The following is a 14,859-nucleotide window of genomic DNA, read 5'->3' on the forward strand; positions in this document are numbered from 1 at the left end:
TTAGGTGCTTAATCGCGCTGGAGGAAATAAAATGGCTAAGAAACACTTTAAATCCGGCTTTGTTGCTATTGTGGGCAGACCCAATGTCGGAAAATCAACATTGATGAACCATGTCATTGGGCAGAAGATTGCCATCATGTCAGACAAACCCCAAACGACACGGAATAAAATTCACGGTGTATACACCACAGAGGACACACAAATTGTATTTTTGGATACACCGGGGATTCACAAGCGGCAGTCAAAACTGGGCGATTATATGAATCAGACCGCTTTTAATACATTGGGTGAGGTAGAAGCGGTACTTTTTCTTATTGACGCTGCTGAAGGTTTGGGCGGAGGCGACCGTTTTATTGCGGAACAGCTTAAACAAGTCAAAACACCAGTTATATTGGTGTTGAATAAAATTGACCGCATTGAGCCGGAGGCATTGTTGCCCCTGATTGAGCAGTATCGCAAGTTGTATGACTTTGCGGAAATTGTGCCGATTTCGGCCAAAATGGGCAATAATGTTAACACTCTGTTGGACCAGATTCAAAAATACTTGCCAGAAGGTCCGCAATATTATCCTGATGACCAAATTACCGACCATCCAGAGCAGTTTGTCATTGCCGAGCTGGTTCGGGAAAAGATTTTGCACATGACACGTGAGGAAGTACCCCATTCTATTGCGGTTATGATTGAAGACATGAAAGTACAGGATAATGGTGTAGTGCATATTATGGCGGTTATTTTTGTAGAGCGTGATTCCCAGAAGGGGATCATTATCGGCAAACAGGGAGCCATGCTCAAAGAGGTGGGCAAACAAGCTCGCCAGGATATCCAAAATTTGCTAGGCTCCAAAATTTTCTTGGAACTTTGGGTTAAAGTCAAAAAAGACTGGCGTAACCAGGAACGTGTCCTTCGTGACCTGGGCTTCCATCGCGACGCTTAAAAGCAGATATCGATATCTACCATCACTTTGGTCATCAAAGGTCTATTGAGGCTAAGATTGATGTTAAATAATATGTATAGTTGTTGTAAGTATCATAAAAAAGCCGTACCGATCTCTACGACGGAGATAAGTATCAGTCTTCTAATCATCCCAAGCGCCGCGCATAAGCGGCGCTTAACTTCTTGCTCTTACCCTTTCTTCCAGCGATGAAATAAGGAGTGCTTTTTAAAAGAGTTATTGTAACTGTATGCACGTTGTAGCGGAGCGAAGAATTTGAATCTGAAGAAGCGTCAGCGTTCGCCTTTACCCCTGAATTTACTCCTTTTCTCATTGGATAAAATAAATTCAGGGGTAACAGCGATCGTAAGATCAAATCATTCGCGAAGCGGTGTCCAGACCGTACACAGTAGCCTTTTTCAACGTAATCCATTAATTTCATCGCATACTACTTCCCTCTTCGCATCATCCTATTTTTGAGATGCAGACGTCATTTCCGAAGAAAGGATGAATACGAATGCGAGATTTTTCGTGGAAGTATTTTGCGATGACTGGAGATGTCGGTGCGTATCTGTTATACAGGGAGAGCGCCGTGACAAGGGAGCAAGACACGGATGAAGGAGAGTCGGACGAGCATGAAGAAGCCCGTGAATAGAGCGAACCACTGGCTTCTTCGCGAATGTTTGGGGGAAGAAGCATGCTTTACAGGATGGAAGGAATCGTCATCCGCAGCATGGATTACGGTGAGGGGAACAAAATTATTACGCTTTGCACCGAAAGCGGAGGCAAAGTAGGTGTGCTGGTCAGAGGCGCGAAAAAATCCAAAAGCCGTCATGCTGCTTTAACGCAGCCGTTTACGTACGGTGAATTTGTTTTTTTTCGTAACACAGGCTTAGGCACACTGAATGCCGGTGAAATTATCCAATCCCACCATACACTGCGCGAGGATATTACAAAGGCTGCTTACGCTTCCTATGCTTGTGAACTGCTTGATCGGGTATTACAGGATGAGGAAACAGGTGCATTTTGGTTTAAGCAGCTTAAAGCCTGTTTGGAGGCATTGGAGAGTGGCAAGGATCCGCTGATCGTCATGAGTATTTATGAATTTAAAATATTGCAGGCGGCCGGATATGCACCTCAGCTTGATGCTTGTATTTCAAGCGGTCAACAATGTGCTGATGAAGATATGTTTATCAGTCCGAGGTTAGGTGGGTTTTGTGTCGGGGCTACAAGCATTTTGATCCAGCTGCGTTGAGTGTTGCTCCACGTACGTTGAAGTTGCTGCGCTTGTTCGCTCAAATGGATTTAAATCGACTCGGCAATATCGACGTGAAGGACTCCACCAAGCTGGAGATCAAACATGTCATGCGTCAGTTCATGGATATGCAGTTGGAGGTTAAGCTGAAATCCCGTAATTTCCTGGATCAGCTTGATAAGTACGATATGTGAAATACGGCGTTCTCTTGACTGTATCCCTGAAAAAGTGTAATATCCTACTATATATCTCCTTTGGGAGCAGATGCATTGAACGAGAAAGTAACGATACGTATTCTCTGTAGTTAGCGAGTTGGGGACGGTGTAAGCCCAGCGGGAATTGTTCGTGAACATGGCACTCGGGAGCGTCTGAATGGACACGGAAAAGAGGATTACGATCTGACTGGTGATGTAGGATCGCAATCAAGTAGGGTGGAACCGCGGGAGTCAGCTCTCGTCCCTACGTCTGTACAGGCGTAGAGGCGGGGCTTTTTGCTGTCTCTAGCAAGGCTTATGGATAAATTAGCCCTGTACATATGAGCTTAATGTTTAGAAATCACCAACATTTTAGGGAATTGGAAAGGAAGCGTGTGCCCATGAATTTTCAGCAGATGATTTTAACGCTGCAACAATTTTGGTCTGAACACAACTGTATTATTGTACAGCCTTATGATACGGAAAAAGGGGCAGGTACGATGAACCCGATGACGTATTTACGTTCAATTGGACCTGAGCCGTGGAACGTAGCTTACGTTGAGCCTTCTCGCCGTCCGTCTGACGGACGTTATGGTGAGAACCCGAACCGCCTGTATCAGCATCATCAGTTTCAAGTGGTTTTAAAGCCTTCACCTGATAATATTCAGGAATTGTATTTGGAGAGTTTGAACCGTTTGGGGATTAACCCACTGGAGCATGATATTCGTTTCGTGGAAGACAACTGGGAAGCACCGACGCTGGGAGCCTGGGGGTTAGGTTGGGAAGTATGGCTGGACGGTATGGAAATTACCCAATTCACCTACTTCCAGCAAGTGGGTGGTATTGATGCCAGTCCGGTTGCGGTTGAAATTACCTACGGTATGGAGCGTCTTGCTTCCTACATCCAGGACAAGGAAAATGTGTTCGATTTGGAATGGGTCAATGGAATCTCGTACGGTGATGTTTTCCATCAACCAGAATTCGAACATTCCAAGTATACGTTTGAAGTATCTGATGTCAAAATGCTATTTACTCTTTTTAATATGTATGAAGAAGAGGCGAATAAAGCGATGGCGCAGCATCTTGTATTCCCAGCCTATGATTATGTGCTGAAATGTTCTCACACGTTCAACTTGCTGGACGCTCGCGGAGCAATCAGTGTAACGGAACGGACTGGCTTTATTATACGAGTACGCAATTTGGCGCGTCAGGTCGCTGCGACCTATCTAGAGGAGCGCGAGAAGCTGGGCTTCCCGCTGTTGAAGAAAGGAGGTGCGGCAAATGTCTAAGGATTTATTGTTTGAAATCGGGCTGGAAGAAGTGCCTGCACGGTTTATCCCGAATGCGATTCAGCAGTTGAAGGAACGTATGACAGCGTGGCTCGACAGCTCGCGTATTGCTTACAGTGCTGTAGAGGCTTATGCTACACCTCGTCGTTTGGCAGTACTTGTTAAGGAAGTGGCAGAGAAGCAAGAAGATATTAACGAAGAAGTTAAAGGACCTTCCCGCAAAATCGCACTTGATGAAGCCGGTAACTGGAGTAAGGCTGCTCTAGGCTTTGCCCGTAGCCAAGGTGTTGATCCTGAACAGTTCACGTTCAAAGAGCTTGGAGGCGTGGAATATATTTACGCGACCAAGAGCAGCATAGGTGTACCGACGGCAGATGTGCTGTCTGAAGGTTTACTACACATTTTACATGCCATGACATTCCCTAAATTTATGCGCTGGGCGAGTTATGACTTTAAATTTGTTCGTCCAATCCGCTGGTTGGTAGCCTTGTTTGGTAGCGATATTGTTAATTTGGAGATTGCTGGCGTACAGTCAGGGAATGTGACAAGAGGACATCGTTTCCTTGGACAGGAGGCCGTTGTAGAAAGTCCAGCTGACTATGTCGAAGTACTTCGCAAGCAGCATGTCATTGTGGACATTGAGGAACGTCAATCGCTTATTGTGAAGCAGATTGAAGCACTTGCAGCCGAAAAAGACTGGACGATTGCGGTCAAGGACGATTTGCTGGAAGAAGTGCTGTATCTGGTGGAAACTCCAACAGTGCTGTTCGGAGGCTTTGACCCTGCGTTCCTGAACATTCCGAAGGATGTATTGATTACTTCCATGCGTGAACATCAACGCTATTTCCCAGTGCTGGATCGCACAGGAAAGCTGCTGCCATACTTTGTTACGGTACGTAATGGTGGCAGTCAATCGCTGGAAGTCATTGCAAAAGGAAACGAAAAAGTATTGCGTGCGCGGCTGTCTGATGCCAAATTCTTCTATGAAGAAGATCAGAAGCTGGAAATTAAGGATGCACTCTCCAAGCTGGAAAGCATCGTTTTCCACGAAGAGCTGGGAACGGTTGGAGACAAAGTGCGCCGAATTCGCCGCATTGCCGATGCTCTGGCAGAGAAGCTACGCGTTTCCCAAGATACACAGGAATCGGTTAGCCGAGCAGCAGATATTTGTAAATTTGACCTTGTAACACAAATGGTCTATGAATTTCCGGAACTGCAAGGGGTTATGGGCGAAGATTATGCTCGTAAGGCTGGAGAGAAGGAAGAAGTGGCAAGAGCGGTGTTTGAGCATTACCAGCCGCGATTCGCAGGTGAAACGGTTCCTTCAACGAACGCTGGAGCGATTGTAAGTATCGCAGACAAGATAGATACCATTACAGGCTGCTTCTCCATCGGTATTATTCCGACAGGTTCACAGGACCCTTACGCACTTCGTCGCCAGGCAGCGGGTATCGTGCAGATCCTGTTAGATCGTAAGCTTTCGGCTACGTTGTCTGATGTGTTCAATATCGCGCTTGATGTGCACAGCAACTTTGGAAATATGAAACGTTCCGCAGATGAAATACGTAAAGAATTACATGAGTTTTTCGGATTACGCGTGAAGAAACTATTGTCCGAGACACTTCGTTATGACGTTGTGGATGCTGTGCTTTCAGCTGGATATGACGATGTTGCTTCCGTTGTTAACCGCGGAGCTGCGTTAATGACTGCTGTACAAACAGGGGATGCCTTCAAGGCAACAGTCGAGTCTTTTAATCGCGTAGGTAATTTGGCTGCTAAAGCAGTTCATAAGTCAGTGAATACGGGTGAATTTACGGAACAGGGCGAGAAAAACCTATATGAAGCATGGTATGGCGCCTATGAGTCTTATTGTACAGCTTTACAGGAAGGTGATGCGACACAAGCATTGACGCTTGCTTCATCCATTACTCCTGCGGTGACGGCGTTCTTTGATTCCGTTATGGTTATGGCTGAGGATGATGCTGTACGTAATAATCGTTTGGCATTGCTGGCTGCTATTGACTCAGAATTGAAGCGTTTTGCTGATTTTTCCAAGCTTGTAGTTTAAACGTCGGTTGTGGTAGTATGAACAACTTGAAAAAATGGGTATAAATATACGGAACGGTGTAAGAGTGATCTTGCAGCCGTTCCGTATTTTACTCGAATGCGGATGCGAGATGGGGGATGTTCATGGGAGGGTCCGGAAATTTCCCGGATATACGGATCGTTGTTGACGGGGACGCTTGTCCGGTTAAAAGTGAAATAGCAGAGACAGCTTCCCGTTTTCATATTGACGTTATTATGGTATCTTCATATGATCATCTCATTCAGGGCAGCAAGGGCGTAAGCGTTGTTAAAGTAGACCGAAGCGACCAGAGTGCCGATCTCTATATTGCCAATCATATCCGCCGCGGAGATATTGTAACAACCAACGACTATGGTCTTGCTGCACTTGCCTTGGCAAAAGGGTGTGAAGTGATGTCTTTTCGCGGAACGATGTATCGAAACGATTCGATAGACTTCATGCTGGACCGACGCCACACTTCTGCCAAAGAACGGAAAAAAGGACGTTATGGAAAAGGTCCTAAACCGTTTACATTAGAGGATCGTGAAGTTTTTCAACATAAACTGACAAAACTTTTACTTCGCTTGCAGGAGAATGAATAACGGTATCGAATTATATTTACGTGCTAAAGAGATGAAGGTGGTTAATATGAGTGCCGGACAAGGTAACATACCGGACGATATCATTGAGTCAGTTTTACAACATCATGATATTGTAGATACGGTAAGCAAGTACGTGCATTTGACCAAACAGGGGAAATATATGAAAGGCCTCTGTCCTTTTCATTCCGAAAAAACCCCTTCATTCACCGTGACACCGGATCGTCAGATTTTTTACTGCTACGGCTGCGGCGCGGGAGGCAATGCCATCAAGTTCATGATGGAAATCGAAGGACTATCCTTTCCCGAAGCTGTCAGGACAATGGCAGAAGAAAGTCATATTCCGCTCGGCGAATGGCAGGGACGTGATTCATCGCATCAGCATCCTGAGTTGGACAGGCTGTTGCAAGCGTATGAACTAACATCTAAGATGTACCATTTTTTGCTTAAAAATACGGAGCACGGCAAACCAGCCATGGAATATTTGCGTTCACGGGGATTCAGTGACAAGATCATTGACCAATTCCAAATTGGCTATGCACCCAACCGATGGGATACGATCGTTCAGTTTCTAGAGAAGCGTTCTTTTGATCCTGTCGAGATGGAGAAGGGAGGGCTTATTTCTCCCCGACATGAGGGTGACGGATATGTAGATCGATTCAGAGATCGTATCATGTTTCCTATTTGGAATCGAAACGGAAAAGTTATTGCCTTTGCGGGCCGTATACTTGGCGAGGGGCAGCCGAAGTATTTGAACTCACCGGAGACCAAGCTATTTAACAAAAGCCGAACGCTGTACAATCTCCATCATGCTAAAACCTCAATTCGCAAGCTTCGTCAAAGTGTTCTTTTTGAAGGTTATGGCGATGTGATCTCGGCATGGGAAGCTGGCGTACAAAATGGAGTGGCCGCCATGGGGACTGCTCTAACGGAGCATCATGCTACGATGTTAAAGGGACTGTGCGACGAGGTTATTATTTGTTATGATGGTGACCGGGCAGGACAAGCGGCAGCGCTTAAAAATTTTCCGCTGTTGGAAAATGCGGGACTTCACGTAAAAGTAGCGTTGGTCAGCGATGGTATGGACCCGGATGATTTTATCCGGCAATACGGCGCTGAACGTTTCCAGCGCCAAATTATCGAAAGTGCTGTTTCAACGGTGAAATTTAAGCTTATATATCTGAAAAAAAACCATATACTGCAAGAGGAAGAAGGAAGAATTGCGTATTCCCGCGAAGCATTAAATGTCATTGCACCTCTGTCATCCCCGACTGAGCGGGAAGTGTATCTGCGCGAAGTATCTGCCGAAGTCAAGGTGGATTTTGAAACCTTAAAGCAAGAATGCAATTTACTCCGTCAATCCCTGCAAAAAAAACAGAACTTTGGGGATAATAACGAAAATGGGTGGAATAATGGTAGGCATAAAAAAGGGCAGGTCTCTACGCCCAATCTGTTGCCGGCTTACCATGTGGCTGAACGCAGGCTGCTTCACTGGATGATGCAGGATTTAGAAGCTGCAGAGTATGTAGAAAAGCATCTGGGGGACGCCTTTAATATTGAGGATCATGCAGCAATTGCTGCTTATCTATATGCCTATTACGCGCAAGGGAAGTTACCGGATACAAGCCGTTTTATTTCATCTTTGCAAGACGACCGACTGGAGAAGAACGTAAGTTCGATCATGATGATGGATGCTCCAGGCGTATGGGCACCGCACATTTTGGATGATTATATTCGTCAAGTGCGAAAATTTCCATTGCAGGAGCAACTGGATTTGAAGAGGGAAGAAATGAGAACCGCTGAGCGCTCAGGTGATTTTTTGCGTGCAGCACAAATTGCAAGCGAGATTATAGCCCTAGAGAGACAATGAACACACAGAGGTCGGATGTTTCTAGGAGGAGGGAGTCGAAAGATGGCGAATGATCAGCATACTGAACTGGAGACGGAATTAACACTGGATCAGGTTAAAGATCAACTGATTGAGTTGGGTAAAAAAAGTTCCTCTCTGAACTACAAAGATATCATGGAAAAACTGTCGCCGTTTGATCAGGACCCCGAGCAAATGGATGAGTTTTATGAGCAGCTGGGTGACTTGGGGATTGAGGTTGTGAATGATAACGACGAAGAAGTTACCAGATTGCGTCAAAATGACGACCCGGAAAACAATGACGGGGATGATTTTAATTTCGATGACGATCTGAGCCTGCCTCCCGGTATTAAAATTAATGACCCGGTCCGGATGTACTTGAAGGAAATTGGTCGTGTACCGCTGCTTTCTGCAGATGATGAGGTGGAGCTTGCCAAACGGATCAATAACGGCGATGAAGAAGCTAAGCGTCGGTTGGCTGAAGCAAACTTGCGTCTGGTTGTAAGTATTGCCAAACGTTATGTTGGTCGCGGCATGCTTTTCCTGGATCTAATTCAAGAAGGTAATATGGGTTTGATTAAGGCAGTAGAAAAATTTGATTACGAAAAAGGCTTTAAATTCAGTACGTACGCAACCTGGTGGATTCGTCAGGCGATTACGCGCGCAATTGCCGATCAGGCGAGAACGATCCGTATTCCAGTGCATATGGTGGAAACGATCAACAAGCTGATTCGCGTATCGCGTCAACTGTTGCAAGAGCTGGGGCGTGAACCTACGCCGGAAGAAGTGGCTGCCGAGATGGAGCTAAGCGTGGAAAAAGTACGGGAAATTATGAAAATTGCCCAAGAACCGGTTTCATTGGAAACACCAATTGGTGAAGAGGATGACTCACATCTAGGGGATTTCATTGAGGATCAGGAAGCATTGGCGCCTGCAGATGCAGCTGCCTATGAGCTTCTGAAGGAACAACTCGAGGATGTACTGGATACGTTGACCGAACGGGAAGAGAATGTTTTGCGTCTCCGTTTTGGTTTGGACGACGGAAGAACCAGAACTCTTGAAGAAGTGGGTAAAGTGTTCGGTGTTACACGTGAACGTATTCGTCAGATTGAGGCCAAAGCGCTGCGTAAGTTGCGCCATCCAAGCCGCAGTAAGCGACTGAAGGATTTCCTCGAATAGAAGCGTAACATTGCGGACCTTCTGCGGCTTGAAGCGCGCAGAAGGTCTTTTTTTATCTCATGGCAGCCTTGGTGGAGGGGAAGAAGCTTGGACCAGGAGAAAAAACGGACAATACTGTTACATGAAATTGAGCATTGGCGGCAAAGTCGGCTGCTCCCTGAGCAATATTGCGATTTTCTGTCCAACCTGTATCGGGAAGATGAAAATCCGGCACAAAGCCAGAACCGTAACAACACCGGGCTGCTTACATATCTTCGACATGGGCATGGGATCGCCTGGCTTCTTGGTTTTGTCATTATTTCCTGCATTTGTTTGATCGGTTTTTATTTTACCGCTTTTCCGTTGGCAATGCAAATATGCTCGGCAAGTGCAGTTACTGCGATTTGCTATGGGATGGCCGCGGTTTGGCGGTCTTCCGAAAAGAGTATGAGTGCAATGTTGAGCACTTTAGGCAGTGCAATTATGCTGGGTTCAGGTGTCTGGATCATTCAGCTTCACCAAGGTGAAGCTAAGGTTTGGTTTTTAGTGCTGGTGGGTCTATGCGGTTTGATATGGTGTCTTGTGGGATTAACTTTGCGCATCAGCTTGCTTCATTACTGTGGTCTTGCTGGGCTGCTTTTAGTGTATGCGGTCCTTATAGGCCGCTATTGGCCTACAGCTACTTTAGCGATGCTTGAGGTATTTTGGATTTTACACGCAGTATTGTTGATTGGGTTAAGCTGGTGGGTACATCGCCGCTTTCCACGTTTCGCGTTGGTTTATTTTGCTATAGGCTTGACCCTAGTGTTTATGGCGGAAGCAGACACGATCGTCCTGCGCCATCAAGCAGCAGGGGAAGTGATTTTTTTTAGCATATTGAAGTTGGCTTTTGTTGTAGGAATTTTATTTTGGACTCGAAAAAAATGGATTACGTGGGTGACGTCATGAAACTTTCTCAGCGATTACAATATATTTTGGAACAAATTCCTGCCGGTAGCAGACTGGCTGATATTGGCTCGGATCACGGACTACTCCCTGTGGCTGCAGTGCGCTCCGGCAGAGTATCGCAAGCTGTAGCGGGTGAGGTCAACGATGGACCATTGCGTGCGGCTCAAAAGCAGGTGGCTGAAGCAGGTCTCACAGATCGCATTGCGGTTAGAAAAGGGGACGGCTTGGCTGTAATCAAGGCCAATGAGGTAGATGTTATTACGATAGCGGGTATGGGCGGAGCCTTGATCGCTTCTATTTTGGAGCAAGGGAAAGACAAGCTTGTTTCAGTGAAACAGCTTGTTTTACAGCCCAACGTGGGCGAGGATATTTTACGGCGCTGGCTAATCAAGCATCAATGGGTATTAACAAATGAACATATCATGGAAGAAGATGGTAAAATATATGAAGTTCTGACGGCAGTACCTGCTTCGGAAAGTTCACTGAAACAGGATGACCTGTATCGGCCATGGGAACTTTCTGGTAGTTCGCTGGTACTGACAGAGGATTTGCTGATACAACTCGGACCGTTATTGGTCAAAGCACCAAATGAAATCTTTTTTTCGAAATGGCAATTGGAGATTCGCAAGCTTCAGGATGTGCGGGCACAAGTGGCTCGGTCAGATCAGGAATCTGCGCAGCATAAGCAGGAGCAATTGCGCAAGCAAATTGAACAGCTGGAGGAGGTACTTGCATGTTTGCCAAAGGACAGACAGTAATTAGCTACATGGAGCAATTGGCTCCGAAATACTTGGCAGTTCCAGACGATAGAATTGGGCTTCAACTGGGTAGTCTGCAAAAGGAAATCAAAAGTATATTAGTAGCCCTGGATGTTAATGATGAGGTTGTTGAAGAAGCAATCCGCATAAAAGCTGATCTCATTATTGCGCATCATGCGATTATATTCCGCCCACTAAAAGCTTTGAACACGGACCAGCCTGCAGGCAGATTGTATGAAAAGCTGATCAAGAATGATATTGCTGTCTACATCAGTCATACGAATCTGGATACGGCTGAGGACGGCATGAATGATTGGATGGCAGAAGCACTGGGGATTCAAAGTGAAGGTACGCTGGAGGATGTTCACACCGAGCAATTATTCAAGCTTGTCGTTTTCGTACCCAAAACACATCATCAACGTGTACTGGATGCCGTACTGAATGCGGGAGCTGGACATATCGGCAACTACAGCCATTGCAGCTTTAACATTGATGGTTATGGAACTTTTGTACCGGGTGAAGGCACACAGCCGTTTTTGGGTGAGCCAGGTAAAATGGAACGTAGTGAAGAAGTTCGTATTGAGACCATTGTACCGCAGGGTGTACGCAATAAAGTTGTCCAAGCGATGCTGAAGGCTCATCCTTATGAAGAGGTGGCTTATGACCTGTACCCTATGGATTTGAAAGGTCGTACCTTTGGTTTGGGACGAGTGGGCAAGCTCAAGGAAGCCCGCACGTTACGGGAGTTTGTAGATGTTGTGAAAAAAGGTCTCAACGTTGAGCATGTACGTGTGGTGGGTGACTTGGACCGTATGATCAAAAAAGCAGCCGTGCTTGGAGGCTCTGGCAGCCGCTATGTGAATAAGTCGCTTTTTAAAGGCGCTGACGTATTAGTGACGGGGGATATCGACTATCACACGGCTCACGATGCCCTGATGGCAGGCATTGCTATTATTGACCCTGGACATAACGCAGAAAAGATTATGAAGCCTAAAACCGCAGATTGGATGCGCAGACGCTTGGCAGAAGGTCGATACTCAACGGAAGTATACGTATCTGAAGTGGACACTGAGCCTTTTCAATTTTTGTAAAAACTTCCATCTATGAGATGATAAAGGTGAACTATTACATTTTTTCGTAGGGAGAGGTTGTATGCGAAAGTTGATAGCCGATTCTGTGATTCATGCCTATCCAGGGATGGTTGCAGTTGTTACTTCCCGCTATGAGGGAGTAAATAATGTCATGGCCTCAGGCTGGCATACATATATCGGATCATCACCGGGCATGTATGGCATTTCATTGAGGAAGGAAACGTATTCTTACGGACTGATTAAGAAAAGTGGAGGCTTTGGTGTTCAGTTTTTGCCTGCGCACAGATCGGAATGGATTCAGGCTGCAGGTACCTTTAGTGGTAAAAATGTAGATAAATTTCAGCAGTTTGGGATTGCATATGAGGACGGAATTTCAGTGGATGTGCCTATATTGCTGGAAGCGTATCTCGCTTATGAGTGTAAAGTCGTGGATATTCATACCTATGGAGATCATGATTGGATCGTCGGTGAAATACAGCAGACCTACCGGGATGATGAACTATTTCTCGATGAGGACGTTCCTGATTTTAGTAAGCTTTCAATTCCGTTATACGTGGGAAGGTCTGCTTACTACGTGGCAGATGATTCATTACAGAGAAAGGTACATCCGTTTTATTTGAGCAAGTAAAAAGAGATCTCTATAATTTACAATATTTTCAGGGTTGTATCATTCACGCGTTCCCTGTATACTATGTAATGTTGTTCGGAAAGTTTGACAGACAATCGCTGGTGGCGTAAGCCACGAGAGGAAAGTCCGGGCTCCATAGGGCAGGATGCTGGATAACGTCCAGTCAGCGCGAGTTGAAGGATAGTGCCACAGAAATGGACCGCCGATGGCCGCTTGCGGCACAGGCAAGGATGGAACCGAGGTGTAAGAGACCCCGAGGAACGCTGGTGACTTCGTTCCTGGTAAACCCCATCTGGAGCAAGACCTAAAGGGACACAGCTTCTTCGCGAAGCAGCCTTAGCCCGAGGCGTGTCTAGGTTGGTCGCTGGAGCTGGATAGCAATGTTCGGCCTAGATAGATGATTGTCGCTTTTAGTGGGAGGGTAGTTCCCGTCTGTACCACGAATAGCACAGAACCCGGCTTACGGAAAACTTTCCCCACTGCAACACCTTAAAATGTATGAATCTATTTTATTAATGACCTGTTTGCATGAGAAATCTTTAATCCAAATGTATTTGTTGCATTAAAAAGGGTGCGTCATATTCCTGTGGGAATGATGAAGCACCCTTTTTAATGTACAGCCGGATTGCGCAAAATCCGTACATTTATAGAATGAAGCCCCCAGCATAGCACTGGAGGCTTCATTCTGTTTTTTTGACTTACAAATCCTGTGTCGTATAAACGTGCGAGGATGAGACTTGCAATCAGCACTCTATTAACGCGCGTTTCTTACTACATTTTCCTCCATATACATCTTCAACGCCCGATCCAATCGGTCAACTGCTTTTGGAAGCAGGCTTGGATCGGTATGCGTGAAGTTGATTCGCATATGGTTGCTGCCGCTCAGGTCAGCATAGAAAACTTGTCCAGGCACAAATGCGACTCCTTCCTGAATCGCGAGTTGCAGCAACTGCTCAGAACGGAAGCCTTCAGGTAAGGTAACCCACATAAACATGCCACCAAGTGCATCATTCCAAGTGATTCCTTCCCATTGGCGTTCTTTCATTAACGATGTAAGACGCAGCATACGAGTGTGATACTCAGCGGACACGGTACGTATATGTCCCTCCAAATCAAAGAAGTCCAACAGTTCATTCAAAGCACGCTGGTCAATACTGCTGGAGTGCAAATCAGCAGATTGTTTGGCATTCGCGGTCTTAACGACGATCGCTTGATCGGCCACCAACCATCCAGAGCGAACACCTGGAGCGACAGTTTTAGAGAATGTAGAAGTGTACATTACATGACCGTCGCCACCTAGCTGTTGATCAATAGAAAATAGGGATGGGAAGTTAAGGTTCTCATCAAATTTGAGTCGCCCGTAAGGATCGTCTTCAAAAATTAAAGTTCCGTATTTACGGCATAGCTCAACAACGCCTGTTCTGCGTTCCATACTCCATACACTTCCTGCTGGGTTGGAGAAGGTAGGGATGACATACACAAATTTTGGCTGATGCAGTTTGATTTTGGCCTCAAGATCATCTAATTGCATACCGTTAGCGTCTGTATTTACACTTACAATGTTAGCGCCATAGGAATTGAATACCTGGAGAGCAGCCAAATAAGTAGGGGACTCCACCAATACAGTATCCTGCGGATCAAGCAACACACGTGAAACTAGATCAATGGTCTGCTGCGAGCCTGTTGTCATGAGGATGTTATCTCTGGTGACGGAGATGCCTTGGGATGACATGATTGCTGCCAGACGTTCCCGTAGAGGAATGTATCCCTCGGTTAGGCCGTATTGAAGTGCGGTAGTACCGCCGAGGCGGAATACCCGCTCATAGGCTTTAGCAACCGCTTCGACGGGAAAGAAGGCATCGGCCGGAAGGCCACCTGCGAGAGATAATACATCTGTTCCCTGTGTCAGCTTCAAAATGTCCCTTACCATGGACGAGCCCTGAGTACGAGCCATACCCGAAAATTTGTATTCCAATCCAATCATCTCCTGTGTTCTATACTGTGCTAAGAAATTTGTTGTATTATATCGATAATGAAGTATAACAGTAAACGTCTAAATGTAACAGTTGATTTTTG

General features: G+C 45.9%; 13 protein-coding genes, 1 other RNA gene and 1 pseudogene. 13 read left to right on the forward strand and 2 right to left on the reverse strand.

Annotated features, from left to right (window positions below; all coding sequences use genetic code 11):
* Nucleotides 1-31 precede the first annotated feature (31 nt).
* Entirely contained in the window at nucleotides 32-934 is a 903-nt protein-coding gene (era, locus tag G7035_RS17030; RefSeq protein ID WP_017428155.1) for a GTPase Era, read from the forward strand.
* Between the two features lie 145 nt (nucleotides 935-1,079).
* Here the strand turns inward: era and G7035_RS17035 are convergent, their stop codons facing one another.
* Nucleotides 1,080-1,373 (reverse strand): hypothetical protein, encoded by a 294-nt coding sequence (locus G7035_RS17035; protein ID WP_128574152.1) that lies wholly within the window; start codon nucleotides 1,371-1,373, stop codon nucleotides 1,080-1,082.
* 75 nt (nucleotides 1,374-1,448) lie between these two features.
* On the opposite strand from G7035_RS17035, the gene G7035_RS17040 reads away from it, so the two are divergent.
* The 12 genes and pseudogenes from G7035_RS17040 (at nucleotide 1,449) to rnpB (ending at nucleotide 13,261) form a co-directional block, all read left to right on the forward strand.
* Nucleotides 1,449-1,586: a YqzL family protein gene (locus tag G7035_RS17040; protein WP_013372137.1), complete on the forward strand. Its 138-nt coding sequence runs from the start codon at nucleotides 1,449-1,451 to the stop codon at nucleotides 1,584-1,586.
* 42 nt (nucleotides 1,587-1,628) lie between these two features.
* Nucleotides 1,629-2,380 (forward strand): annotated as a pseudogene (gene recO, locus G7035_RS17045) (DNA repair protein RecO).
* A 401-nt stretch (nucleotides 2,381-2,781) separates the two neighbouring features.
* Entirely contained in the window at nucleotides 2,782-3,669 is an 888-nt protein-coding gene (gene glyQ / locus G7035_RS17050; RefSeq protein WP_016821582.1) for a glycine--tRNA ligase subunit alpha, read from the forward strand.
* The gene (gene glyS / locus G7035_RS17055; protein ID WP_017428154.1) at nucleotides 3,662-5,737 is read left to right on the forward strand and encodes a glycine--tRNA ligase subunit beta; all 2,076 of its coding nucleotides are present in this window, start codon (nucleotides 3,662-3,664) and stop codon (nucleotides 5,735-5,737) included. Before glyQ ends, glyS begins: the two co-directional genes overlap by 8 nt.
* Before the next feature lie 122 nt (nucleotides 5,738-5,859).
* The gene (locus G7035_RS17060) at nucleotides 5,860-6,336 is read left to right on the forward strand and encodes a YaiI/YqxD family protein (protein WP_017428153.1); all 477 of its coding nucleotides are present in this window, start codon (nucleotides 5,860-5,862) and stop codon (nucleotides 6,334-6,336) included.
* On the forward strand, nucleotides 6,329-8,203 hold the full coding sequence (dnaG, locus tag G7035_RS17065) for a DNA primase (RefSeq protein WP_019688049.1): 1,875 nt from the start codon (nucleotides 6,329-6,331) through the stop codon (nucleotides 8,201-8,203). Before G7035_RS17060 ends, dnaG begins: the two co-directional genes overlap by 8 nt.
* A gap of 42 nt (nucleotides 8,204-8,245) precedes the next feature.
* Nucleotides 8,246-9,379: an RNA polymerase sigma factor RpoD gene (gene rpoD / locus G7035_RS17070; protein WP_007431230.1), complete on the forward strand. Its 1,134-nt coding sequence runs from the start codon at nucleotides 8,246-8,248 to the stop codon at nucleotides 9,377-9,379.
* A gap of 87 nt (nucleotides 9,380-9,466) precedes the next feature.
* The gene (locus G7035_RS17075; protein ID WP_019688048.1) at nucleotides 9,467-10,306 is read left to right on the forward strand and encodes a hypothetical protein; all 840 of its coding nucleotides are present in this window, start codon (nucleotides 9,467-9,469) and stop codon (nucleotides 10,304-10,306) included.
* On the forward strand, nucleotides 10,303-11,064 hold the full coding sequence (locus G7035_RS17080) for a tRNA (adenine(22)-N(1))-methyltransferase (RefSeq protein ID WP_013372130.1): 762 nt from the start codon (nucleotides 10,303-10,305) through the stop codon (nucleotides 11,062-11,064). Before G7035_RS17075 ends, G7035_RS17080 begins: the two co-directional genes overlap by 4 nt.
* Nucleotides 11,040-12,155 carry a Nif3-like dinuclear metal center hexameric protein gene (locus tag G7035_RS17085; RefSeq protein ID WP_019688047.1) on the forward strand — a complete coding sequence of 372 codons (1,116 nt, stop codon included), beginning with the start codon at nucleotides 11,040-11,042 and terminating at the stop codon, nucleotides 12,153-12,155. Before G7035_RS17080 ends, G7035_RS17085 begins: the two co-directional genes overlap by 25 nt.
* Before the next feature lie 61 nt (nucleotides 12,156-12,216).
* Entirely contained in the window at nucleotides 12,217-12,783 is a 567-nt protein-coding gene (locus G7035_RS17090; RefSeq protein WP_019688046.1) for a flavin reductase family protein, read from the forward strand.
* 79 nt (nucleotides 12,784-12,862) lie between these two features.
* An RNA gene (gene rnpB, locus G7035_RS17095) (RNase P RNA component class A) lies at nucleotides 12,863-13,261 on the forward strand.
* A gap of 276 nt (nucleotides 13,262-13,537) precedes the next feature.
* Here rnpB and G7035_RS17100 read toward each other — a convergent pair.
* Entirely contained in the window at nucleotides 13,538-14,758 is a 1,221-nt protein-coding gene (locus G7035_RS17100) for an aminotransferase-like domain-containing protein (protein WP_019688045.1), read from the reverse strand.
* Nucleotides 14,759-14,859 lie beyond the last annotated feature (101 nt).

This window comes from Paenibacillus polymyxa, assembly GCF_015710975.1.
In the GTDB taxonomy this organism is placed as follows: domain Bacteria; phylum Bacillota; class Bacilli; order Paenibacillales; family Paenibacillaceae; genus Paenibacillus; species Paenibacillus polymyxa.

What these genes read in the sequence shown, in the direction of transcription:
- dnaG (WP_019688049.1), top strand. Translation starts at nt 6,329, where the DNA reads ATGAATAACGGTATCGAATTATATTTACGTGCTAAAGAGATGAAGGTG.
- G7035_RS17090 (WP_019688046.1), top strand. Translation starts at nt 12,217, where the DNA reads ATGCGAAAGTTGATAGCCGATTCTGTGATTCATGCCTATCCAGGGATG.
- G7035_RS17035 (WP_128574152.1), bottom strand. Translation starts at nt 1,373, where the DNA reads ATGAAATTAATGGATTACGTTGAAAAAGGCTACTGTGTACGGTCTGGA.
- G7035_RS17085 (WP_019688047.1), top strand. Translation starts at nt 11,040, where the DNA reads ATGTTTGCCAAAGGACAGACAGTAATTAGCTACATGGAGCAATTGGCT.
- era (WP_017428155.1), top strand. Translation starts at nt 32, where the DNA reads ATGGCTAAGAAACACTTTAAATCCGGCTTTGTTGCTATTGTGGGCAGA.
- glyS (WP_017428154.1), top strand. Translation starts at nt 3,662, where the DNA reads ATGTCTAAGGATTTATTGTTTGAAATCGGGCTGGAAGAAGTGCCTGCA.
- glyQ (WP_016821582.1), top strand. Translation starts at nt 2,782, where the DNA reads ATGAATTTTCAGCAGATGATTTTAACGCTGCAACAATTTTGGTCTGAA.
- G7035_RS17080 (WP_013372130.1), top strand. Translation starts at nt 10,303, where the DNA reads ATGAAACTTTCTCAGCGATTACAATATATTTTGGAACAAATTCCTGCC.
- rpoD (WP_007431230.1), top strand. Translation starts at nt 8,246, where the DNA reads ATGGCGAATGATCAGCATACTGAACTGGAGACGGAATTAACACTGGAT.
- G7035_RS17060 (WP_017428153.1), top strand. Translation starts at nt 5,860, where the DNA reads ATGGGAGGGTCCGGAAATTTCCCGGATATACGGATCGTTGTTGACGGG.
- G7035_RS17040 (WP_013372137.1), top strand. Translation starts at nt 1,449, where the DNA reads ATGCGAGATTTTTCGTGGAAGTATTTTGCGATGACTGGAGATGTCGGT.